Below are 22,424 nucleotides of genomic sequence, written 5' to 3' on the forward strand. Positions count from 1 at the left end.
ACGGGGTTGCGGCGACGGGGGTTTCGGTGAATGCGTCGGGTACGGCGCTGGTCGGTTTCACCCCTGCCGGAGCACTCGGCAATGTCCCGGTCGTGGTGACCACACCGGCGGGCAGCACGACCGTGGCCGGCGGATACACCTACGTGTGACCGGCCACCTCCCGACCGGCACGCCCGCAGCGGCGGCGGACCCGGCAAGACCGGTTCCGCCGTAGTGCGACGGGCCGTGCCCTCGCGCCCCGCGCCTCGGCCGGGACCGTCCTCCGGTCCTGGCGGCCACGCGGTCCTTCCTGCTCCCGGGCCGGCCCCCTTCACGTCCCACGCCGTGGGGCGGCCGGACCGGGAGGAGACGGGAGGGGCCGGGAGCGGGGAGCGACGGGTGGACGGGCCGGACCGGCCCGCCCACCCGGCAGGACGTGTTCATCAGGGGCCGGCGACACGGCTTCGTCCCCGAGGCTGCGGGGGCCCGCGCGACGCCGGGCCTCAGCTGCGCCATCCGGGTGAAGATGTGGATGCTGTCTCGCCACATGTCGAACGCCCCTGCGTAACTGGTACACGACAGCCAATTGACGGGTTTCTCCGGTGCAGAAATGGGGCGAGGACATGCCGATCAATCCAGACCAGGGTTCTACCGGCGGTGGTTCCGCGGTGACCTTCACCGGAACCCAGCTTGCCGACGCCACCGCGGTGCTCTTCGGCACCAAGCCGGCCGCCATCACGGCCAATACGGCCACCTCGGTGTCGGTGGTCGCCCCCTCGGGGGCCGGCGTGGTCGACGCCACGGTGCGTACGCCCGCGGGCACCAGCAACCCGGTGCCCTTCTACTACGTCCCCCCGCCCGTCGTCATCGCCGTCTCGCCGTCGTCCGGGCCCTTGGCGGGCGGCAGCACGGTCACCGTCACCGGGTCCGGCCTCGCCACCACCACATCCGTGGCGTTCGGGGCAACGGACGTGACGCCGACGGTGGTGTCCGACGGCGAACTCACCGTCGTGAGCCCCGCCCACGCGGAGGGTGTGGTGGCCCTGGTCGTCACCGCCCGGGGCGGATCCGCCACCGCCTCCGCCACGTTCGGCTTCGTGGCCGCACCGACCGCCACCGGCTTCAGCCCGCTGACGGGGCTCCCCGCGGGCGGCACGCTGGTCGGTATCACGGGCACCCATCTGTCGACGACCACCGGCGTGACCTTCGGCGGGGTGCCGGCCACGTTCGCCGTCCTGTCCGACACCGAGGTCGCCGCCATCGCCCCTGCCCACGGACTGGGCGCGGTGACCGTCGCGCTCACCACCACGGGCGGCAGCGCCACCGCACCCGGGACGTATCTCTATCTGATCGGCTGACGGGGGAGTTGACCGCGGCGATAGCCCGAGTGGCAGCGGAAACCGGAGGTGTAGCGGAGATCGTCTTCCGTTCGGGTCAGGACGAGGAGAGCCGGTACCTTCTGGTGGCAACCGGAGCCGGGCATGTGGTCAGTGCCCGGCTCGCCTCGTCACCGTAAGAAGGAAAGCTCTTGGCTCCTCACCGGCTCCGCCGCCTCATACCGGCGTCCGTCGCCCTGACGACCGTGTGCGCGGGTGTGCCGACCGTGTCGGCACACGCGGCGGACACACCGCCCACCCCCCATCTGGACGCCATTGAGCGGTCGCTGCGCGAGACCTCGCCCGGCCTCGAAGGATCGGTGTGGCAGCGCACCAACGGCAACCGGCTGGACGCCCCGGACGGCGATCCCTCCGGCTGGCTTCTGCAGACTCCTGGCTGCTGGGGCGATGCCGGCTGCAAGGACCGCGCGGGAACCCGGCGGCTGCTCGGCAAGATGACCCGCAACATCGCCGCCGCGCAACGCACGGTGGACATCTCGTCGCTGGCACCCTTTCCCAACGGCGGGTTCGAGGACGCCGTTGTCGACGGCCTCAAGGCGTCCGTTGCGGCGGGACACGCTCCCCGGGTGCGCATCCTGGTCGGGGCCGCACCGCTCTATCACCTCAATGTGATCCCCTCCCGCTACCGTGACGAACTGCTCGGCAAGCTCGGCGCGGCGGCCGGGAAGGTCACGCTGAACGTCGCGTCGATGACCACGTCCAAGACGTCGTTCTCCTGGAACCATTCCAAGCTCCTCGTGGTCGACGGGAAGACCGCCATCACGGGCGGGATCAACGGCTGGAAGGACGACTATCTCGACACCACGCACCCGGTGTCGGACGTGGACATGGCCCTCAGCGGGCCGGCCGCCCGCACTGCGGGGACGTACCTCGACACCCTGTGGGACTGGACCTGCCGGAATGCGTCGAACCCGGCCAAGGTCTGGCTCGCCACATCGAACGGCTCCTCCTGTATGCCGTCGCTGGAGAAGGAGGAGAACTCCGCACCCGCCGCACCCGCCGGAGATGTCCCGGTCATCGCGGTCGGCGGACTCGGCGTGGGCATCAAGGAGTCCGACCCCTCATCGGGATACCACCCGGACCTCCCCTCGGCCCCGGACACCAAGTGCACCGTGGGGCTGCACGACAACACCAACCACGACCGCGACTACGACACGGTCAACCCCGAGGAGAACGCGCTGCGTTCGCTCATCGCGAGCGCGCACCGCCATGTCGAGATCTCGCAGCAGGATCTGAACGCCACCTGCCCGCCGTTGCCGCGCTATGACATCCGGACCTACGACACACTCGCGGGCAGGCTGGCCGCCGGGGTGAAGGTCCGCATTGTCGTCAGCGATCCCGCCAACCGCGGAGCCGTCGGCAGCGGGGGATACTCCCAGATCAAGTCCCTGGACGAGATCAGTGACACCCTCCGCAAGCGTCTGGTGGCCCTCACCGGCGACAACGAGAAGGCGTCGCGGGCGCTGTGCGGCAATCTGCAACTCGCCTCGTTCCGCAGCTCCGACAGCGGCACCTGGGCCGACGGCAAGCCGTATGCGCTGCACCACAAACTGGTGTCGGTGGACGACTCGGCCTTCTACATCGGTTCCAAGAACCTCTACCCGGCCTGGCTGCAGGACTTCGGCTACCTCGTCGAGAGCCCGGCCGCGGCGCAGCAGCTCAAGACCGAGCTGCTCGACCCGGAGTGGAAGTACTCCCGGCATGCGGCAACGACCCCGGCCGGATGCTCCGTCCACGGGACGGACTGACCTCACGCACGACACGGCCGGTGTCGGCGTCGGCGCGGGGGCGGGCCGAGGGGGGCGGACTGCCGCGGGAGGTCCGTACGCGCCCGGCGGGGCATTCAGGCGCGCCGACCTGACCGATGGGCAGGGAACCTCTGCGCGTCCAGTGCCCAGGCCCCTGCGTGAGCTCTGTCCGCGCCCGCGCCCGCGTCCGCGTCCCGGCTCCCGCAACCATCGTCTTTCGGTCAGTCCGAAGGCCGGACCGTCCGGCACACCGGGCGGCCCGGCAGGGTCAGCCGGCCCCGGGGGAGGGGATGCCGCAGGGGCACTCCTTCCCGCCCGGGGAGGGGGCGACGCCGAGCAGTGCGGCGATGCCCGTGTGCAGATGTTCGCGCAGCGTGTCCTCGCAAGCGGTGTCGAGGGCGGGGGTGCGGAACGCCTTGCACAGCAGGCTGGTGCCGAGCAGCCACGCTGCCAGCAACTCCGCCCGCACCTGCGCGTCGGGCCCCTCCAGACGCGCCGCGAAGCGCTCGGTGAACACCTCGGTGACCTCGTCGCGGAAGCGGTCCACCGCCTCCCCGCGGCTCGACGAGCGCAGGACGGACAGCACCGGGTGCGGAACCTCGTCGTCCGTGGGGCTGTGGGTGACGAAGTCGCAGATCCAGGCGGGGACGTCCGCCAGCGGGATCTCCAACAGGGGGTCGAACAGCGCGATGTTGGTGGACACCAACCGGAACAAGGAGTCCTTGGAGCCGAAGTAGCGGTAGACGAGGGCGGCGTCCACGCCCGCGTCCCGGGCGATGTCCCGGACGCTGGCGCCGTCGTAGCCGTACCTGCCGAACCGTACGGCCGCTGCTTCGAGGAGGGCGGAGCGTGTGCTCGCCGCGCCGCACTCGCGGGCTCGGGACGGATGCATGGGGCTCTCTTCCTGCTCTGCTGATGTGTTCACCTGTCGTACCTCTGCTCGGTCCGTAGTCCAACGGCTCATGGTCCTGCGTGCGGACGCTGTCCGGAAGTCATCGTTCGTTGTCACCGATCGTTGACCCACTCTCGGGCCGGTGGCTTATGTTCGGTGAAGCGGGCGGTCGTTCGGATGATCGCTCCCGTGTTCCCCGGTCCGGATGACGGAATCCGGGCCGTACTTGTCGACGCCGCGGTGCTGTGCCGCGACGCCACAGCATCGGGGACCGGCGTCCGCCGGCCCCCTGCACACCCCACGGCACGGACCCGCGACGGGCCCGGTCCGGGGCTGCCCACTTCAGACCCCCACGGCAGGAATGGTGATCTCCAGTGCCCGCACAACGCGTCGCCGTCATCGGAACCGGCTACGTCGGACTGACCACCGGCGCCTGTCTGGCGTCCCTCGGCCACCATGTCGTCTGTGCGGACTCCGACCCGCACAAGGTCGGCCGGCTCCGGCAGGCCCAGGTCGACATCATGGAACCCGGACTGCCCGAACTCGTCAGGGAGGGGCTCGACTCGGGACGGCTGCACTTCGTCCAGGACACCGCGGGAGCGGCCGCGGCCGCGGACACCGTCTTCCTGTGCCTGCCCACCCCCATGGGCGCCGGAGGCGCGGCTGACCTGGCCGCCGTGGAGTCCGTCGCCGCCGAGATCCACTCCGTCCTGCCGCGGGGCTGCGCGGTGGTGAACAAGTCCACCGTGCCCGTGGGCACCGCCGAGCGCGTCGCGGACCTGCTCGGCCGCCCGGACACGGCCGTCGTCAGCAACCCGGAGTTCCTCCGTGAAGGCCGCGCAGTCCACGACTTCCTGCACCCCGACCGCATCGTGGTCGGCGCGGACGACCCGGCCGCCGCGGAGCGTGTCGCCGGGCTCTACGCGGCGCTCGACGCGCCGGTGGTGCTCACCGACGCCGCCAGCGCCGAACTCACCAAGTACGCCGCGAACTTCTTCCTCGCCATGAAGCTGTCCTTCGCCAACAACCTGGCCACCGTGTGCGAACGCTTCGACGCCGATATCGAAGCCGTCACCGCCGGCATCGGCCACGATCCCCGCATCGGAAGCGCCTTCCTCCAGCCAGGACCCGGCTGGGGCGGCTCCTGCCTGCCCAAGGACACCCACGCACTGCTGACGGTCTGCGAGCAGGCGGGCGTGGAATTCCCGCTGCTGCGCGCCACCATCGAGACCAATGTCGAGCACCAGCGGCAGCTCGTCGAGCGCATCGCGGCGGGCTGCGCCGGTCCGGACGGGTCGCTGCGCGGCGTTCGCCTCGCCCTGCTGGGACTCGCCTTCAAGGCGGGCACCTCCGACCTGCGCGACTCGCCGGCCCTGGCGCTGGCCCGCCAACTGCGCGGACGAGGAGCCGAGTTGTACGCCTACGACCCGGCCCTCAGCGAGACCCGGCCCGACCTCAGCGACCTGCTCACGCTCGTCGACGACCCGGCGGAGGCCGCCACGGGGGCGGCCGGGTGCGTCGTCCTCACCGAGTGGCCCCAGTTCCGCGACCTGGACTGGCACGCCATCGCCCGGCAGCTGCACGGCCCTGTCGTCTACGACTTCCGCAACGTCCTCGACCCCGGCCGGCTCGCGGCCGCGGGACTGGCCTGGCAGGGCATCGGCCGCACTCTCAGCCTGGCCGGCTGACCCCGCACCACTACCCCAACCCCACCGCGACGCCTCCTCCTCCCCGCCGTACCGCGTCACACCGGATGTGACACGGCCCGCCGTACCAGCCCCACACCGATGACCGAACAGAAAGGTCCCCTCATGCGGGTTCTGTGCACCACCCTCGGCAGCCCCTCGCACGGGCGCGCCCAACTGCCCGTCCTCCGGGCGCTCGCCGCCGCCGGGCACGACATTCTTGTCGCCACCACCCCGAGTCTCGCCGCGGTGTTCCAGCACGACGACGTCCGCGTCCTCACCTGTCTGCCGGACTTCGCGCCCAGCACCTTCGCCGGGTCCGCCATGGCCGAGGTCGCCGAGCGCACCGACCTCGACGACGGGCAGCGCTGGGAACTGATGCGGCGTCTGATGGCCGAGGCCCTCTCCGGCATGCTCGCCCGGAAGCTGCTGGAACTGCTCCGCCCCGTGACCGAGGACTTCCGCCCGGACCTCGTACTGCGCGACGGAATGGACTTCGGCTCCGTCCTGCTGGCCGAGAAGCTCGGCATACCCCAGCTGCCGACGCCCTCCGGCACCAGCAACACCATTGACCCCGCCCTCACCGTCGATGGCCTCAACACGCTGCGCGGGGAGCTCTCCCTGCCCACCGTCGAGGACCCCCTCGCGATCGCCGCGCACGGACGCATCGACTACGTCCCCGCGGCCTTCTCCTACAGCCAGCACCTGCCCGGCTCGCTGGCATACCGGCAGACGGTCAACGTGGACCGCACCTCCGTGCTGCCGCCGTGGGTGGCCGAACTGCCCACCGACCGGCCCCTGGTGTTCGCGGCACTGGGCACCGCGCTTCCCGAGATGCACAAGCGGATGGGGAACGATGGCGAGTCGGCCCAGGTGATCCCGCACGCCCCCGATCCCACCGAGACGCTCAAGACCATCACCGAGGCCGCGGCAGGGCTCGACGACTGCACCGTCGTCGTCGCGACCGCCGGGATGACGGTCGACGCCACCGGGCTGCCCCCGCACGTCCACCTCACCGAACGGCTCCCGCAGCCCCTCCTGCTGGAGACCGTCGACCTCTTCCTCACCCACGGCGGCTTCAACAGCGTGCGCGAGTCGATGCGTACGGCCACGCCCACGGCCGTGCTGCCGCAGTTCGGCGACCAGTTCCAGAACGCCCGCCGGACCCAGGAGCTGGGCCTCGGCCGGGAGATTACCGACCGTTCGCCCGAGGGCATCATCGCCGTGTGCCGCGATGTGCTCGCCGACACCGCCGTCCACGCGCGCACGCGCCGGGCACGGCTGGCGATGCTCGCCCTGCCCGAGGCCGAGAGCGCCGTCACCGATCTGGAGAAGCTGGCGGGCTGACCCGGCGTCGGCCGGCACCGGTCCGGCCCGCCGCCCCCGGGCGGACCGGTGCCGCGTTCCGGCCTCCGGGGGGCGGGGCCCAAGGCCCCGCCCCCTCCGGCCCGGCCTCGCATCTGTCATGTGCCACACCCGTATCAGGCAAGGGCGTGGCACATGAACCGTCACTCCGGCCCCCTGGGCAGGACCCGGACGACACCAAGCGCTCACCCCCCCAGCAACCCCCGAAGGAACCGACGTGACGTCATCGGACGCGCTCGCGTGCGAGCCCGCGGACACCCCACCCGCCGACACCGGCCGCCCGGCCCGGCTCTCGCACCGGCAGATCACCGTGGTGCTGTCCGGTCTGATGCTCGGCATGTTCCTCGGCGCGCTCGACCAGACGGTGGTCTCCTCGGCGCTCCGCACCATCGCCGACGACCTGCACGGCCTGACCGCGCAGGCGTGGGTGACCACCGCGTACCTGGTCACCGGCACCATCGCCACACCGCTGTACGGCAAGCTGTCCGACATCTACGGGCGCCGCATCATCTACCTTGTCGCGATCGTCCTCTTCGCCACGGGGTCGCTGCTGTGCGGCTTCGCCGGATCCATCCACCAGCTGGCCGCCTTCCGGGCCGTGCAGGGGCTGGGCGGCGGCGGTCTGATGTCCCTGGCCATGACGATCATCGCCGACATCACCTCCCCTCGCGAACGCGGCCGCTACCAGGGCTGGTTCATGGCCGTGTTCGCCGGATCCAGCATCGTGGGCCCGGTGGTCGGCGGGGTGTTCGCGGGCCACGACACCCTGCTGGGCACCGACGGCTGGCGATGGATCTTCCTGATCAACGTGCCCATGGCGGCCGTTGCCCTCACCGTCATCATGCGGGTGCTGCGCCGCGTGCCGCACCAGCCCGTACGGCGCCGCCTCGACTACGGCGGTGCCGCCGCGCTCACCGTCGGTGTCGTACCCCTGCTGACCGTCGCCGAACAGGGCCGCAGCTGGGGCTGGTCCTCGCCACCCGCGCTGACCATGTACGCCGTCGGCGCCGTCGGGCTCGTCGCGTTTCTTCTGATCGAGCGCCGGATGGGGGAGGCCGCGCTGCTCCCGCTCCGGTTGTTCCGCACCCGTTCCTTCCGGCTCGGCACCGTGCTCCACTTCATCGTCGGCATCGGCATGTTCGGCGCCATGACGACGCTGCCGCTCTACCTCCAGCTCGTGCAGGGGATGAGCCCCATGGCCGCCGGGCTCGCCATGCTGCCCACCATGGCGGCGAACGTCGTGGTCACCCTGGTCGTCGGCCGCCTCATCTCCCGCACCGGTAACTTCAAGGTCCATCTGGTGACCGGGGTCAGCTGCATCACGGCCGCCATGCTGGCGTACGCCACCCTGCGCGTCGACAGTCCCCTGTGGCACGTCTCCATCGGCATGCTCTTCATGGGCGCGGGGCTCGGCGCATCGATGCAGACCATGACCACGCTGGCCCAGTCGGAGATTCCCGGCCGCGACATGGGCGCCGCCACCGCCTCGGTGAACTTCTTCCGCTCCAACGGCGGGACCGTCGGCGCCGCCGCCTTCCTCTCCATCCTCTTCTCCCTCGCCGGCGCACACATCAGCGCACGCCTGGCCACCGTGCTCCACCAGCCACCACTGCGCCACCTCGCCGAACAGCCCCGCAACGCGGAGGCGTTGAAGGGCGTGCTGGGCCCGAACGGCACCGTGAACCTGGAGGACTCCGCCTTCCTCCACACCCTCGACGCCCGTCTCGCCCAGCCCTTCCTGGAGGGCTACGTCAGCGCCATGCAGGTCGTCTTCCTCACCGGCGCGGCCGTCACCCTGATCGCCGTCGTCATCGCCGCCTGGCGCGTACCGAACCTCAAGCTCTCGGACGACTGAGCCCCGGTGCGGCCGGGAGCCACCCGGCGACAGTGCCCACGCTGTCGCCGGCACGCTCCGGCCCGAAGGCCCGGCCGCAGCCCCCGTCGCCCTCAGCGGCAAAGCTCCTCCTGCCCCTCAAGAGGGTGGGGCAGGAGGAGCTTCGCGCACGGGGCGGGCTACTTCGCGGCAACGGCGCCGACGGAGTTCAAGATGGTGTCCAGGAAGCCGCCGATCACGCTCATGTGCGGTTCGGCGCAGTCGAAGAGGGCACTGGCCTCGGCGTCGACATGGGTGGTCTCCACCTGGGACGGGGCCAGGCCGCGTATCGCTGCGGCATAGGGGGCGTCGGTGTCGAGGTACGTCTCGTTGCGTTCGGACGAACCCACGGCCAGGACGCGGAGGGTGCCGTCGAAACCGCCCTCCGGCTCGTAGGCGAACATGGCGTGGAGATTGGCCTGGTAGACGCTGATGCGGTGGCGGAGCACCTCGAGGCCGGCGTCGGACAGCCCGTCCTGACGGGCGAGGAACTCGGCGACGATGTCGGCCCGCTTCTCCTCGGGGGCGGCGGCGATGTCGTCGAGCGGGAGGTCGACGGGCTTGCCGAGCAGGCGCCCGATGATGAAGCCGTAGTCGATCAGCCCGCGCATCTGCAGCGCTTCGGCGCTGGGCATGTTCGTCCAGGGGCGGTCGAAGACGGGCATCAGGTGCAGGACGAGGTCGACCCGGTGGCCCGCGGCCTGCAACTGCCTGGCGGTCTCGAAGGCGGGCAGCCCTCCCATGCAGTTGCCGGCGAGGTGGTACGGTCCCTCGCTCTGGATCAGCTGGATCTGCCGGATGTTGTGGGCGGCGATCTCCTCGACCGTGCGCACGGGCTCCTGGTCGTCGTCGAGGCCCGGCGTCTGGCATCCGTAGACGCTCCAGTCCGCGGGAATGTGCGGCAGGTAGCCGTTCATGTAGCCGACGCTGCCCTCGGTCGCGGGGAAGAGGAACAGGCGCTTGCCGGTTCCCTCGCGAAGCGGCTTCACGTTCGAGTCCTTGACTTCGCGCACGCTGGTATCGGCGTTCTTCTCGGCCAGCAGCCTGCGCAGCGCCCTGCGCTTGGTCTCCGACAGTGCGTTGACGCGGTCGTTCACGGTGCTCATTGCGATCTCCGAGGTGGTAGTGCCGTGTGTGTGGGGGACCGGGTGTTCCGGTCGGGTGGTCTCGTCGGGGGCCTACTCCCGCAGGAGCGCCTCGGCCTCCTCGTCGGTGAGGGAATCGAGGGCCGCGAGGGCCTCGGCAAGGGCTTCGTCCTGAGCCCCGGCCACCTGGGGAAGGAGCGCGGCGACCGTCGCGACCGTCGCGTCGCGCATGAAGACGTGCAGGGGAATGCGGACGCCGGAAGCCTCCTCGATCAGGTGCAGTACACGGACGGCTACCAGCGAATGGCCGCCCGAGCAGAAGAAGTCGTCGGTGCGCCCGACCTCTCCGCGGCCCAGGACCTGCTGGTAGACATCGGCGACGAGGCTCTCCTCCTCGGTTCGTGGCGCTTCGAAGTGCACGTGGCGCTCCTCTTCGGGCAGGGGTGTGCGGGCGAGTGCCATGCGGTCCGTCTTGCCGTTGGGCGTACGGGGGAGCTGGTCGTGCAGGACGAAGTGCTGGGGGATGAGCGCGGGCCGCAGCGCGGTGGCGGCGTGTGCCGCCAGCGTGGCGGAGTCCAGCTCCTCGACGGCTCCCGGATCCGCTTGGACGTGTGCGACGAGCAGGTCGCCCTCGGCGAGCAGCACGACGCTGTCGAGCACGGCGGGATGGGTGCGCAGCGCGTGTTCGATCTCCTCCGGTTCGAGTCGGTGGCCGCGCACCTTCAGCTGGTGGTCCTCGCGCCCGACGTAACGCAGAGCGCCGTCGTCGCGGCGCTGGACGATGTCGCCGGTCCGGTATGCCCGTCGCTTCCTGCCGTTCTCGTCGAGCACGGTCACGAAGCGCCGGGCCGTGAGTTCCGGCTGACCGAGGTAGCCCTCGGCCAGCCCGTCGCCGGCGATGTACAGCTCGCCGGCGGGTCCGGGGGGCAGCGGGGTCCCGTGGGGGGTGAGGACGTGCAGCGTCGTGTTGCCGACGGGCCGGCCGATGAGCACGGGATGCGGGCCGGGGAGCACCTGGCAGCGCGAGGACCAGATGGTGGTCTCGGTGGGCCCGTAGAGGTTCCACACGCCGGCGCACCTGGTGAGCAGCTGGTCGGCCAGGTCACGGCTGAGCGGTTCGCCTCCGCACCAGGCGGTCAGAGAGGGCCGGCCTTCCCATCCGGTCTCCAGGAGCATCTGCCATGTCGAGGGGGTGGCCTGCATGACGTCCGCGTCGGCGGTCCGCAGGCGCTGGGCGAGCAGCTGGGGATCGTGGGTCTCGTCATCGGTGGCGACCACCAGCCGCCCGCCGGTGAGCAGCGGAGCCAGCAGTTCGAGCAGGGCGATGTCGAAGAAGGGCGCGGTCACCGCGACCAGGGTGTCCCCGGCGGTCAGGCCGGGGGCGTCGGTCATGCTGGTGAGGAGGTTGACCAGCGCGTGATGGCCGACCGCGACCCCCTTCGGCTTCCCGGTGGAGCCGGAGGTGAAGAGGATGTACGCGGGGATGTCGTCCGGTGTGTCCACCGTCCGACGGCCTTCCGGTTCCCGCTCACACGTCCCGGGCCGTGGTCCGGCTGGGCGGGCGTCGAGGCGGCGGACGGCGGAGGGCAGGTGCGCTCCCGTGGCGTCGACGGTCCAGGCATGTGTCATCGCGCTCTCGCCGGCCAGCATCCGGACACGTTCGGCGGGCAGGTCGAGCGGCAGCGGCAGGGCGGTCGCGCCGCAGCGCCAGGTGGCCAGCAGGGCGGTGACCAGCTCGACGGAGCGCGGCAGCGCCACGCCGACGCGCCCGCCGGCGCCTCCGGCCGCGCGGAGCCGGGAGGCCATCTCCGCGGTCTTCCCTTCCAGTTCGCGGTAGGTGAGCCGTTCGTCGCCGCACTCGACGGCCACCCTGTCGGGGCTGCGTCGGGCCTGCTCCCGTATCAGGACGTCCGCTCGGTCCGACGGGCGGCGCAGGGCCGTGGAGTTGGCCTCGTTGACCGTCCGCAGGTCCTCGGCCGTCAGCAGGGGGAGACTGTGGACGCTCTGGGACGGGCGTGCGCCGAGCTGTTCGGCGGCCAACCGCCAGCGGTGGAGCAGTGCGTGCGCCGTCTCATCGGTGAACAGGTCGCGGTTGTGCAGCAGCGACAGGCCGAGCGATCCGTCGTCGCCCGGGGTGAGGTGGAACTCGAGCTCGAACTGGGCGACACCGGAGTCGAACGGCAGCATCTCGGCCGTGACGGCGGGCAGTTCCAGCCGGGCCGGTGCGTCCTGAAGGGCGAGGAAGGTCTGGAAGAGCGCGTTGCGGCTGGTGTCGCGCTCGGGTGCCAGTTGCTCCACCAACTGCTCGTAGGAGTAGTCGCAGTGGTCCCAGGCGGTTGCCGTCTCCTCGGAGGCGCGGGCGACGACCTGCCGGAAGGTGGGGTCGCCCGACAGGTCGACGGGCAGGGCGAGAGTGCTGACGAAGCAGCCGGCGGTGTCGTGGAAGCGCTCGTCGGGGCGGTTGGCGTGCGGGGTGCCGACGACGACCTGGTCCTGGCCGGTGTGTGCGGCCAGCACGGTGGCGTGGACACCCAGCAGCACGGCGAAGAGCGTGGTGCGCTCCTGGACGGCCAGCTCGCGGAGTCGGTGTGTGGTCTCCGCGCCGAGCGAGGTGTCCGTCCTTCCTCCGCGGTGGGTGCGCACCGTGGGGCGCGGCCGGTCAGGGGGCACCTCACCGCTTTGGACGCCGGTGAGCCTGTCCCGCCAGTGCGCCAGGTTCGCCGTCCTGCGGGGGTCGTTGTGCGCTTCGGCGACGTCGAGCGCGACGTACTCGGGGTAGTCGGCCTCGGGCCGGGGGGCCGGTCCGTCCGCGCGGTAGGCCTCGCTCACGCCGTCCAGGAACCGGCCGTGGGTCCAGCCGTCGGAGATCAGGTGGTGGTAGGTCACCCCCCACAGCCACTCGTCGTGCCCGAGAGGCAGCAGAGCGGACCGCAGCAGCGGCGGGCGGGCCAGGTCGAACGGCCGGACGAGCTCCGCGCGCAGCCGGCCGAGTGCCTCGTCGTGGCCCTTCCGGATGCCGTCGGTCCGCTCCGCCGTCTCCGCCGATTCCGACAGCACGGGCAGCGAGACCGTGACGTCGTTCTCGATGAGTTGGATCGGAGATCCGGTGCCGTCGAGGAAGCCTGCCCGCAGGCCGGGTTGGGCGGCGACGACGGCGTTGACCGCTCGTTCCAGCCGCCGGGGGTCGAGGGCGCCCGTCAGGCGGTGGACGTAGCTGAAGGTGTACCCCGTACCGAAGGGGTCGAGCTGCTGGAGGAACCACAGACGCCGCTGGATGCCGGAGACCGGTACCGCCCTGTGCGGCCCGAGTTGGGCGACGAGGTCGTCGCGCCGTTCGACGACTGTCTGCCGCAGTTGCCCGTTGACCGCGGAGGCGGGCCCGGTGAGCCGTAGCCGGCCGTCCGCGACGGACAGGGCGCATCCGCCGGCCACCACGTCGTTCAGGACCGCGGTGCAGGAGGAGTCGAAGGGGTGGTTCACAGCAGGGCCTCCGTGAGCGCGTCGATCGGTTCGGAAGGGGATGCGGATCGCCCGCCGGTGTCGGGGGCGCTGAGGGCGGAGAGCACCTCGCCGGCGAGGGAACGCAGGTCGGGAGCGCGCAGCAGCAGGGACGAGGGGATCGCGACGCCGAGGTCTGCCCTGATCACGTTGTGCCACTGCATGGCCACCAGGGACGTGAGGCCGAACGCGGTCGGGGGCAGGTCCCCCGGCAGCGCCTCGGGACCCACGCCCAGCAGGGGGGCGACCAGCCGGGCGAGGTGGCGTTCGAGGAGGGGGAGCGCTTCGTCGGCGGGCCCCTGGACGACGCGGGCGCGCAGTTCTGCTCCCGTGCCGTGCCCTGGCGCCTCCCCGGGGGCGGCGTCGCCGGCATCCGCGGCCGGGGTGGGGACGCCGACGCCGGACTCGGGCGCGCCCGGGGTGCCGCCGATCCAGTAGTCACGGCGCTGCCACGGGTAGGCGGGCAGGTCCGCCATCGCCCCACAGGGCACGGGCAGCAGGTCCCAGTCGAGCGTTCTGCCGTGGACGTGCAGCTCGGCGAGGGCGGAGAGCAGCGCTTCGTGCTCGGAGGTGTCCCGGCGCAGGGAGGGGATCGCCCGACCCCCTCCGGGGCCGGCGACGGCGTCCGCCGCGGGGGTGAGCACGGGATGCGGGCCCAGTTCGACGAAGCACGCGGCACCCGGCCGGGCCAGCTCGGTGACAGCCTGGTGGAAACGCACGGGCTCGCGCAGGTTGCGCGCCCAGTAGGAGGCGCCCAGCAACGCACCCCGCTGCACGCGGCCGGTGACCGTGGAGAAGAACCGGACCGCGGCCTCGCGTGGGGTGATGCCCGCCAGCGAGCTGCGCAGGTCGGCTGCCGCCGGGTCGACGTGCCTGCTGTGGGCCGCCGCGTCGACGGCGATCACCTTGGCGAAGACGCCCTGTTCACCGAGCGCCGCCTCCGCCTCCCGCACGGCCTCGACGGAACCGGTGAGCACGGTGGCCCCGGGCCCGTTGAGGGCCGCGATCTCCAGGTCACCGTGGGACTCCTGCACGAGCGCGCGGGCCTGCGTCTCGTTCAGGTCCGCGAGCAGCATGCGGCCGGCTCCCGACACACCGGCCAGTGCCGCGCTTCGGCGGCAGATGACGCGCACGGCGTCCGGCAGGCTCAGGGCACCGGACACGTACGCCGCGGTGACTTCTCCCATGCTGTGGCCGACGACGGCGTCCGGGCGCACCCCCCAGGACTCCCACAGCGCGGCGAGAGCCACCCCCACGGTGAAGAGGGCGGGCTGCACGGTGCCGAAGGAGTCCGTGTCGAGAGGCTCGGCACCGGTCAGCCAGGGTGCGAGGTCGATGCCGTTCTCCGCCGCGACGAGTTCGGCGCACCGGTGGGCGGCGGCGCGGAAGACGGGTTCGGTCCGGTACAACTCGGTTCCCATGGACGGATGCTGTCCGCCCTGCCCGGGGAACACGAAGACCGTGCGGGGCCCGCGTCCGGCCGCCCCCTCGAACAGCGCCGGGGAGGCCTCTCCCCGGGAGTAGCCGTCCAGGACCCGTGCCGCTTCCGAGGCGTCGGTGGTGACGAGGGCGACGCGGCGTTCGTGGTGGGTACGACGCGTGCCGGCCGTGAAGGCGGCGTCGTACACGTCGGCCGGGCCGTTTCGCAGGTGGGCGGCCATGCGCGCGGCAGCTTCGCGCAACGCCTGCGCCGTCTTCGCGGAGACGGTGAGGAGGGTCGCGGGGGCGGAGCCGGGCGTGGGGGCGCCGGTCTCCTCGATGACGGCGGAGCAGCGGGCGAACGCCTCGGCGGCGCTCTCCCCACGGACGCAGGAAGCGAGAACCGTGGCCTGCCCGCCCGTGGATCGCTGTACGTCCTGCTGCACCACGGGGTGCGGGTTCACGTCGACGAACAGCCGGGCGCCCGCCTCGGCCAGGTCGGCGAGAACCGGGGCGAACAGCACGCGTTCGCGGAGGTTCCGCGCCCAGTAGGCGCCGTCCATGCGGCTGCCGTCGATGCGACCGCCCGTCACCGTGGACCACAGCGGCAGGTGCGCGGGCCCCGGTGTGAGGCCGGCCAGCTCGGATTCCAGATCGGCGAGCAGGGGCTCCATCTGCGGGCCGTGCGAGGCGTAGTCGACGTCGATGGGGTGGAAGGAGACGCCGCGGGCCGCCACCTCGTCGCGCAACCGGACGAGTTCCTCGGACCGGCCCGAGACGACGGTGCGGTCGGGGCTGCTGACCACGGCGACCGCCAGGTCGCCCGCACTGTCGAGGTGTTCCTGCAAGGCGTCGGCGGACTGATCCACCACCGCCATGGTCCCGCGGCCCGCCGCCTGTTCGAGCAGGCGGGTTCGCGTGGTGAGCACCAGGACGCAGTCCTCCAGGCTCAGCGCTCCGGAGACGTACGCCGCGGCGACCTCTCCCATGCTCTGCCCGACGACCGCCGCGGGACGCAGACCCCAGGACTCCCAGAGTGCCGTCAGCGCCACCTGCACGGTGAAGATGGACGCCTGGACCCAAGCCGTTTCGGTGAGCCGCTCCCGGCCCCGGGTCAACACCTCGGCGAGCGAGCCTCCCAGGTACGGGGCGAACGCCCGGTCGCACCGCCGCACCATGCGCGCGAACGCCGGCGCCGACATGAACTGCGCAGCCATGCCGGGCCACTGGGAACCCTGACCGCCGTACACGAAGACCGGGCCGTCCTCGCCGTGGCCCGGCACGCCCCCGGGCCCGGCCTGCGCCTGCACGACCGGGTACGGAGTCCCGCTCCAGCGAGGCCGTTCGTGTACGCCGGACAGGAGCACATGGCAGTTCGTGCCGCCGAAGCCGAACGAACTGACGCCGGCCATGGGTGTGCTGTCCGCGGCGCCGGGCCACGGCCGGGGCCCGGTGGGCACGGCCAGCCGCAGCCCGTCGAAGTCGATGTGCCGGCTGGGCGTGTGGAAGTTGAGGTTCCCCGGTATCCGCCGGTGGTGCAGCGACAGGGCCGTCTTCACGAAGCCGGTGATGCCGGCTGCCGCTTCGAGGTGCCCGACGTTGGTCTTGACCGCGCCCAGGAGCAGGGGCCGCGTCCGGCCCGGCCCGTACACGGCCCCCAGCGCACCGGCCTCGATCGGGTCGCCCAACTCGGTACCGGTGCCGTGCGTCTCGACGAAGTCGACCTCGGCCGGGTCGATGCCCGCGTCTTCGCACGCGGCCCGCACGACCTCTTCCTGCGCGACGGGATTGGGTGCGGTCAGCCCGTTGCTGAAGCCGTCGTTGTTCACCGCGCTGCCGACCATCGTGCAGTAGATCCGGTCGCCGTCGGCCACCGCTCGGGAGAGACGCTTGAGGACGACGACGCCTCCCCCCTCACCCCGCACGTACCCGTCAGCCGCTGCGTCGAAGGCCTTGCAGCGGCCGTCCGGCGCCATCGCGCCGAACCGGGACATGGCCACCGTGGACGAGGGGGAGCACATCAGGTTCACCCCTCCGGCCAGCGCGATCTCGCACTCTCCCGACAGCAGGGCGCGACGCGCCATGTGCAGCGCGACCAGTGAGGACGAGCACGCGGTGTTGACGGCGATGCTGGGGCCCCGCAGCCCGAGCGAGTAGGAGACGCGGGCCGGTACGACGCTGGTGTCCCCGCCCGGCGCGCTGTGCGCGCCCAGTACCCCGGGCTGCGCCGCCAGCATGCCGGCGTACTCGCTCCACATCACTCCCGCGTACACACCGGCCGGCCGGTCCCGCAGGTGTCCGGGCACGGTCCCGGCGTCTTCGAGCGCCTCCCACGCCAGCTCCAGCATGAGCCGCTGCTGGGGGTCCATGTGCACGGCCTCGGCCGGCGAGATCTTGAAGAACAGCGGATCGAATCCGGCGATTCCGTGGCCCAGGAAGCCGCCGCGCCGGGTCGAGGTCCGCCCCGCGCAATTCGGGTCCGGGTCATACCATTCCTCATTCAGCCAGCGGTCCGCCGGAACTTCGGCGACCGCCTCGACACCGTCGTTCAGGATCTTCCACAATTCCGCCGTGCTTTCCGCTCCCGGAAATCTACCGGCCATACCGACGACCGCGATGGGCTCGACGGATTCCCCGCGAGTCCGCCTTTCCGGCGGCTCCGCGCCACCCGGCCGTTCGCCTTTCACGATGGCCTCGGCCAGATTCGAGGGGGTGGGGAAGCGCCATGCCAATGTCGAGGGCAGCTTTTTCCCGACGAGTTCCCCGGCCTCGTGCAGCAGACCGGTCAGTGTGACCGAATCAAGGCCGTACGCGCTGAATCGCTCCTCGGCGGAGACGGCTGTCTCTGCGACGCCCGACAATTGCGCAACTCGGCTGATGAGCCAGTGACGTACGGTCTGAACACCCTCGGGGCCGGAAGAGGAACTGTGTATGGACATCGGGTGGCTCTTTCCTGGAAATCACGGTGGCACATAGAGGGTCCCGGGGCGCCGGGCATGCGCGCCCCGGCGCCCGTCGGCACGCGGCCGAGGAGCATCGGGCACACCTCCCCGTCGCCGCCGCACCGGGTACATGCCAGGTGACGGGCGTGGTTGAGGTCGTCCGGTTCGTGGGATCCGGGTGCGAGGACGCGTCCGCCGGTCCGGAGCGCCCCACTCGGACGCAACGAGCCGACGTGACCCTCACGAGGGTTTCGGGTGCACTGCGAACGGGACGGACCTGCGGGCAGGACGAATCTGCGGGCCGGTGTCCTTATCGTTCGAGGGCAGAGGTGAATTATCCGCACAGAGACTGTGAAGAATCTGGAAAGTGTCGCACCCGGAAGGGACCGCTTTGCGCACCTCAAGGAATGCGCGAATCAGACGGGGAGACTATTGGTTGCTCAATGCGGCCGCATAGAGGGACATGCGCCTTGTGAGGCAAGTCGATCCTTGGGCCGCAATGCGTCTCACGCTGGCGTGGACATCGCGTGCTGAGGTCTGTACGAGTGCACTTCTTCAACCTGGAATTTCATCTGGCGTGACATTCGTGCCGCGCGGGGCGGCTTCTTTACGCAGCGAAAAATCTCTCGATCATCGTGGCCCAGCACCTGTGGCCTGTCAAGCAAATGATGTCTCACCGTGTGAGATTAATGAGCTGCTGGGATTTCTCTTCGAGTGAGCGAACCGGTAGGCGAAGCAAGGCACTTGAAGCCGTCGGCGCAGGAGTGCCGCCGATGCGGGCGGTGGCGGAGCTGAGTGAGGTCAGAACAACAGGCCGCTCGACGGCGCGCGTTGGCTCTCCGCCCCCGCGACCCCGGCCCGCCGGGGCAGCGTGGGCGAACCCGGTACGGGGTGCGGGAGCCGATGCCCGAGCTGTGTCGGATACGCCTGACCGAGGGGGCGGGCAGGCACCTGTGCGTCCATGTGCCGGCCGATGCCGCCCGGGTCGGCCGGGTGCGGAAGGCGGACGGGGAAGGTGCCGAGACCGGCGCGCGGGCGCGGAAACGCCTCGGGCAGACGGATGGAGCCGTCCGCGGCGAACCGCTCGATCTGATCTGCCGTCAGCACAGCCACCATGGCGGCCGATTCTCGACACGATCACGAAAATCGGCAACCCGGTTCGCCGAGGCCACTTGACCGACAGGAACTGATCGGAAAGAAATGCCCTAACTTTTGCTTCCCCCTGCCACGACGTGGAACAGAGGAACAACGGACCGCTCGTTCTCGTACGGCCCGACCCTGCATAGGTGAGGTCCGCATTGCATCCGTTCCCGTACAGGCCGGCGTGAGCTTGCCTCTGGGCGCGCAGCGTCAACTGACCGTGAGACGTGCCCTGCTGATGGGCAGTGAGCCAGGTGAGAGCCCTGGCGGAAGGGCACCCACGCGATATTGCCGCGGTCATTCGCCCACCGGAGGCTCCGAGCTGCTGATCTGAGCCGTAGCTTTCTTGAAGGTTGTCTCATGTTCCTCTCCGGCCGTTATCGCGGCTCATGGGGTGGCACCCGTCCGGATTGCCGAGTGCCGCGGATGAGAAACCCTTGACTGAAGGTTGACCGCTTGGGTGAAGAGCCCTTGACGAGATGCGAACTACGTTCCCTCCATGCCTCTACGAACCCCGGCTCTGCCCGTGCTCCCGTACCGCAAACCGACTCGTGGCCGGGACTACTGGGTCCTGGACGATGTGCTGCCGGACCCGGGTGCGGTACGGGAACGCTGCCTGGCGCGGAACGACTGGACCGAGGGCTACCCCCACAAGCCCGAGAGCTGGCCGGGCCTGCGCACCATGCCGGCGCTGGAACCGGGCGAGCTGGCCCATGTCGAGAAGCTGGTGAGGAGGGAGACCGGCGCCCCGAAAGTCTGGGCCGAACGCCCCGCGGGCGGCGGCACCTTCAACCACAACTGCGTCCAGGTCGTCGGCGAGGGCGAGTGCGAGCCCCGCCCCCACACCGACTCCCGCACCCTGTGCCGCTATGCGGCCGTGCTGTACCTCAACCCTCTGGTCCCCAAGGACTGCGGTACCAGCTTCTACCGGCAGAGCCTGCCGGGCGGCTCACTCGGCGGCAATCAGGTGGCCGCTCCGCACAACAACCTGGTCGACGCCCTCGGCACGCGCTTCGTCGCACCGGGCTCCTTCACCGAGGACGTCCGCATCCCGCACCGAGCCAACCGCCTGTTGCTCTACTCCGCCAACCTGATCCACACGGCGACCCGTTACTGGGGCACCAAGCTGGAGGAGAAGCGGATGACGGCGGTCTTCTTCTGGATGGCCTGACCCGCCCGACGCGTGGCAGGCGACGGTCGAGAGGTCGGGGCTGCCGGCACCGGCACCCGCAGCGATGCGGCGGACCATCGACGGTCGACTGACCCATCGAGCGGCAACGCCGGCAACGGCGGCAACGGTGACAGCACCGACAGCACCGACAGCACCGACAGCACCGACAGCACCGGCAACGCCGGCAACGGCCTTGGCGCTTGCCCGTCCGCCCGGCCTGGGCTACCCGCTCGCCGGGTCCTGGGCCGGTGCAACGACGGCGGCCAGGTCCGCGCCCGCCCGCAGCAGCGCCACAGTCCGTGTGACGATCCGGTCCACACGCTGCTGCAGGATGCGTTGGGCCTCGCCCCGGCCGTCGAGCTGCTGCAGCGAGCCCATGGTCTCGCGCACAGCGGGAATGCCGTAGCCGGCGCCCCGCAGAGCCACCACGATGCGTGCCGCTCTGATGGCCGGCAGGCCGTAGCGACGTGCGCGCAGTGACGTCACCCGCTCGGGGGTGACCAGCCCTTCCTGCTCCCAGAACCGAAGCGTCGACGGACGTACGCGGAGCGCCTCGGCGAGCTCCGTGATCGTCATCGCATCACTCTCGTGCTCGCACTCGGCAGCGTGCGCTTCGGCAGCGTGCGCTTCGGCCTGGATCGCCTCCAACGCCCGCTGAGCGCGCAGGGCCTCTTCCCGTTCCCGGGCGAGCCGGACATGGACCGCGTTGACCGCCGAGACGGCCTCCGCGGTCGTCTCCGTTCGCAGCCGCGCGAGCAACTCCCGGGCCGCGGCGGCCCCTACGGCACCCACAAGTCCCCGATACGCCCGAAGAGCGTGCACATGAAGCGGTGTGTAGGAGCGGTAGCCGTTGCCCGCTCGAGCGGCTGCGGGAATGACGCCCAGCCGTTCCAGGTCGCGAACCTGTTGCACCGAGTACCCCGACTTCCTGGCGACATCGACGGTTCGGAGCAGTACCCGTGGTGCACCGTTCGCCGGCTCGTCCATCAGCCAACCCCACATCAGCACTTGAAGGTGATGCTTGAACCATGAGTATGGAACAGATCATCGCGGCCGTGCGAAGCTTCGACGGCGCGCTCGTCGTCGTCCCGGAGCCGGGCGGCGACTTCCCCGAGTTCACGTGGGGGGATGCCTTCTTCTACTTCGCCCCCGACGGTCAGATGCCGCAGAACGTTCAGCCCTACGGAACGATCGTCGTCAAGAACTACCCCGACGACGCCGCTTCCGGCCTTGACGCTCCGGGCCGGTGGCGGGTGAACATCCATGTCGACCGTGCGACATTCCGGGAGCTCACCGGGGAGGAACCACGCAACCTCACCCCAGCTCGCGACTACGCAGCCGCCGACACGGTGATGCCACACCCGGTATACGGGGCACTCGGCTGGCTCGCTGTCGTCAATCCCGGCGAGGAGACCACGGACACGGTGGTGCAGCTGCTGCGCGGTGCCCACGACGCGGCTCGTGCCAGGTTCGCGCGGCGCCACGAACCGGGCCGAGGGCATCGTCGCACGGACGTTTCTGCCCTGGAGAACGGGTGGTTGGGGGAGTCGTGACGGATCTATGACATTCCTCGGTCCGGTGGGAGGGGAGTAGTGAGGTTGACCAGGGTTGTGGCGGATTACCCGTGAACCGCCGAACAGAAGGGGAGTGTTCAGGATGCGTACCACCCGGAAGATTGCCGTCACCGCTGCCGCCGTCGCGGTGCTGGCGGGCGTGGCGGGAGGGGCAGCGGCGCAGGCGTCGGCACCGGCCGGCGCGGCCACGGTGTCCGCCGACAAGGCGCCCTCCGCATGCCGTCCGGCGAACCACACCGCCAAGATCACTGTGGGGCCTGCCACCGCGGGGCACCTCCACTACCGCGTGACCCTTACCGCGGCGCCCGGGTACGAGCCGTGCAGGCTGGCCGGTTCACCGACCGACGTGCGGTTCTACCACCATGGTTCCCTGAACGGGGTCACCGCCGGCCGGTACGGCCCGCAGGGCACGGTGGTGACCTTCGGTCCGGGCCATCCGGTCCACTTCGACATCCAGGTCCCCCACAGCGCCGGCGGCGCTCCCGCCGACGAGGCGACCTTCACCCTCAAGGCTCCGGACGGGGTGATCCCCGGCGAGTCCACCGCCTACGGCCCGCTCACCGTGGACGCGGGCACCGTCCTCGGTCCGGTTCGCCCCGGCGCCTGACCTTCATCCGCACACCCCGGCGGCATTCCGCAGCAGCACTGTGCTGCTG

The 22,424-nt window shown here is 71.0% G+C and carries 14 protein-coding genes; 8 read left to right on the plus strand and 6 right to left on the minus strand.

The window, feature by feature from the left end; translation table 11 throughout:
- The first annotated feature begins 602 nt into the window (after positions 1 to 602).
- Together ACWGJY_RS25775 and ACWGJY_RS25780 are read left to right on the plus strand one after the other, a co-directional pair.
- Positions 603 to 1,337, plus strand: coding sequence for an IPT/TIG domain-containing protein (locus tag ACWGJY_RS25775; RefSeq protein WP_453263213.1), 735 nt, complete (start codon positions 603 to 605; stop codon positions 1,335 to 1,337).
- Positions 1,338 to 1,507: 170 nt separating this feature from the next.
- A complete protein-coding gene (locus ACWGJY_RS25780; RefSeq protein ID WP_453263214.1) occupies positions 1,508 to 3,124 on the plus strand; it encodes a phospholipase D-like domain-containing protein in 1,617 nt (538 codons plus the stop codon).
- Between the two features lie 268 nt (positions 3,125 to 3,392).
- On the opposite strand, the gene ACWGJY_RS25785 is transcribed toward ACWGJY_RS25780, so the two are convergent.
- Complete coding sequence (locus ACWGJY_RS25785) at positions 3,393 to 4,049, minus strand: TetR/AcrR family transcriptional regulator (protein ID WP_453263215.1); 657 nt, start codon at positions 4,047 to 4,049, stop codon at positions 3,393 to 3,395.
- 341 nt (positions 4,050 to 4,390) lie between these two features.
- Between ACWGJY_RS25785 and ACWGJY_RS25790 the strand changes: the two genes are divergently transcribed.
- The 3 genes from ACWGJY_RS25790 to ACWGJY_RS25800 all read left to right on the plus strand — a co-directional run bounded on the left by ACWGJY_RS25790 (position 4,391) and on the right by ACWGJY_RS25800 (position 8,921).
- A complete protein-coding gene (locus ACWGJY_RS25790; protein ID WP_453263216.1) occupies positions 4,391 to 5,704 on the plus strand; it encodes a UDP-glucose dehydrogenase family protein in 1,314 nt (437 codons plus the stop codon).
- 99 nt (positions 5,705 to 5,803) lie between these two features.
- Complete coding sequence (locus ACWGJY_RS25795; protein ID WP_453263217.1) at positions 5,804 to 7,048, plus strand: glycosyltransferase; 1,245 nt, start codon at positions 5,804 to 5,806, stop codon at positions 7,046 to 7,048.
- Between the two features lie 235 nt (positions 7,049 to 7,283).
- Positions 7,284 to 8,921: an MDR family MFS transporter gene (locus tag ACWGJY_RS25800; protein WP_453263218.1), complete on the plus strand. Its 1,638-nt coding sequence runs from the start codon at positions 7,284 to 7,286 to the stop codon at positions 8,919 to 8,921.
- 158 nt (positions 8,922 to 9,079) lie between these two features.
- On the opposite strand, the gene ACWGJY_RS25805 is transcribed toward ACWGJY_RS25800, so the two are convergent.
- From ACWGJY_RS25805 to ACWGJY_RS25820, 4 genes are all read right to left on the minus strand, one after another.
- The gene (locus ACWGJY_RS25805) at positions 9,080 to 10,045 is read right to left on the minus strand and encodes a thioesterase domain-containing protein (RefSeq protein WP_453263219.1); all 966 of its coding nucleotides are present in this window, start codon (positions 10,043 to 10,045) and stop codon (positions 9,080 to 9,082) included.
- Between the two features lie 72 nt (positions 10,046 to 10,117).
- Entirely contained in the window at positions 10,118 to 13,504 is a 3,387-nt protein-coding gene (locus tag ACWGJY_RS25810) for a non-ribosomal peptide synthetase (protein ID WP_453263220.1), read from the minus strand.
- Positions 13,501 to 17,880, minus strand: a complete 4,380-nt coding sequence (locus ACWGJY_RS25815; protein WP_453263221.1) for an acyltransferase domain-containing protein — start codon at positions 17,878 to 17,880, stop codon at positions 13,501 to 13,503. Before ACWGJY_RS25815 ends, ACWGJY_RS25810 begins: the two co-directional genes overlap by 4 nt.
- An 804-nt stretch (positions 17,881 to 18,684) precedes the next feature.
- Complete coding sequence (locus ACWGJY_RS25820; protein ID WP_453263222.1) at positions 18,685 to 18,999, minus strand: hypothetical protein; 315 nt, start codon at positions 18,997 to 18,999, stop codon at positions 18,685 to 18,687.
- Positions 19,000 to 19,522: 523 nt separating this feature from the next.
- Between ACWGJY_RS25820 and ACWGJY_RS25825 the strand changes: the two genes are divergently transcribed.
- Positions 19,523 to 20,194, plus strand: coding sequence for a DUF6445 family protein (locus tag ACWGJY_RS25825; RefSeq protein ID WP_453263223.1), 672 nt, complete (start codon positions 19,523 to 19,525; stop codon positions 20,192 to 20,194).
- A gap of 222 nt (positions 20,195 to 20,416) precedes the next feature.
- Here ACWGJY_RS25825 and ACWGJY_RS25830 read toward each other — a convergent pair whose 3' ends face one another.
- Entirely contained in the window at positions 20,417 to 21,196 is a 780-nt protein-coding gene (locus ACWGJY_RS25830) for a MerR family transcriptional regulator (protein WP_453263227.1), read from the minus strand.
- 32 nt (positions 21,197 to 21,228) lie between these two features.
- On the opposite strand from ACWGJY_RS25830, the gene ACWGJY_RS25835 reads away from it, so the two are divergent.
- Together ACWGJY_RS25835 and ACWGJY_RS25840 are read left to right on the plus strand one after the other, a co-directional pair.
- The gene (locus ACWGJY_RS25835) at positions 21,229 to 21,747 is read left to right on the plus strand and encodes a DUF6194 family protein (RefSeq protein ID WP_453263228.1); all 519 of its coding nucleotides are present in this window, start codon (positions 21,229 to 21,231) and stop codon (positions 21,745 to 21,747) included.
- Positions 21,748 to 21,850: 103 nt separating this feature from the next.
- Positions 21,851 to 22,375, plus strand: coding sequence for a DUF4232 domain-containing protein (locus ACWGJY_RS25840; RefSeq protein WP_453263224.1), 525 nt, complete (start codon positions 21,851 to 21,853; stop codon positions 22,373 to 22,375).
- Positions 22,376 to 22,424 lie beyond the last annotated feature (49 nt).

The organism is Streptomyces sp. NPDC054765 (genome assembly GCF_053612065.1).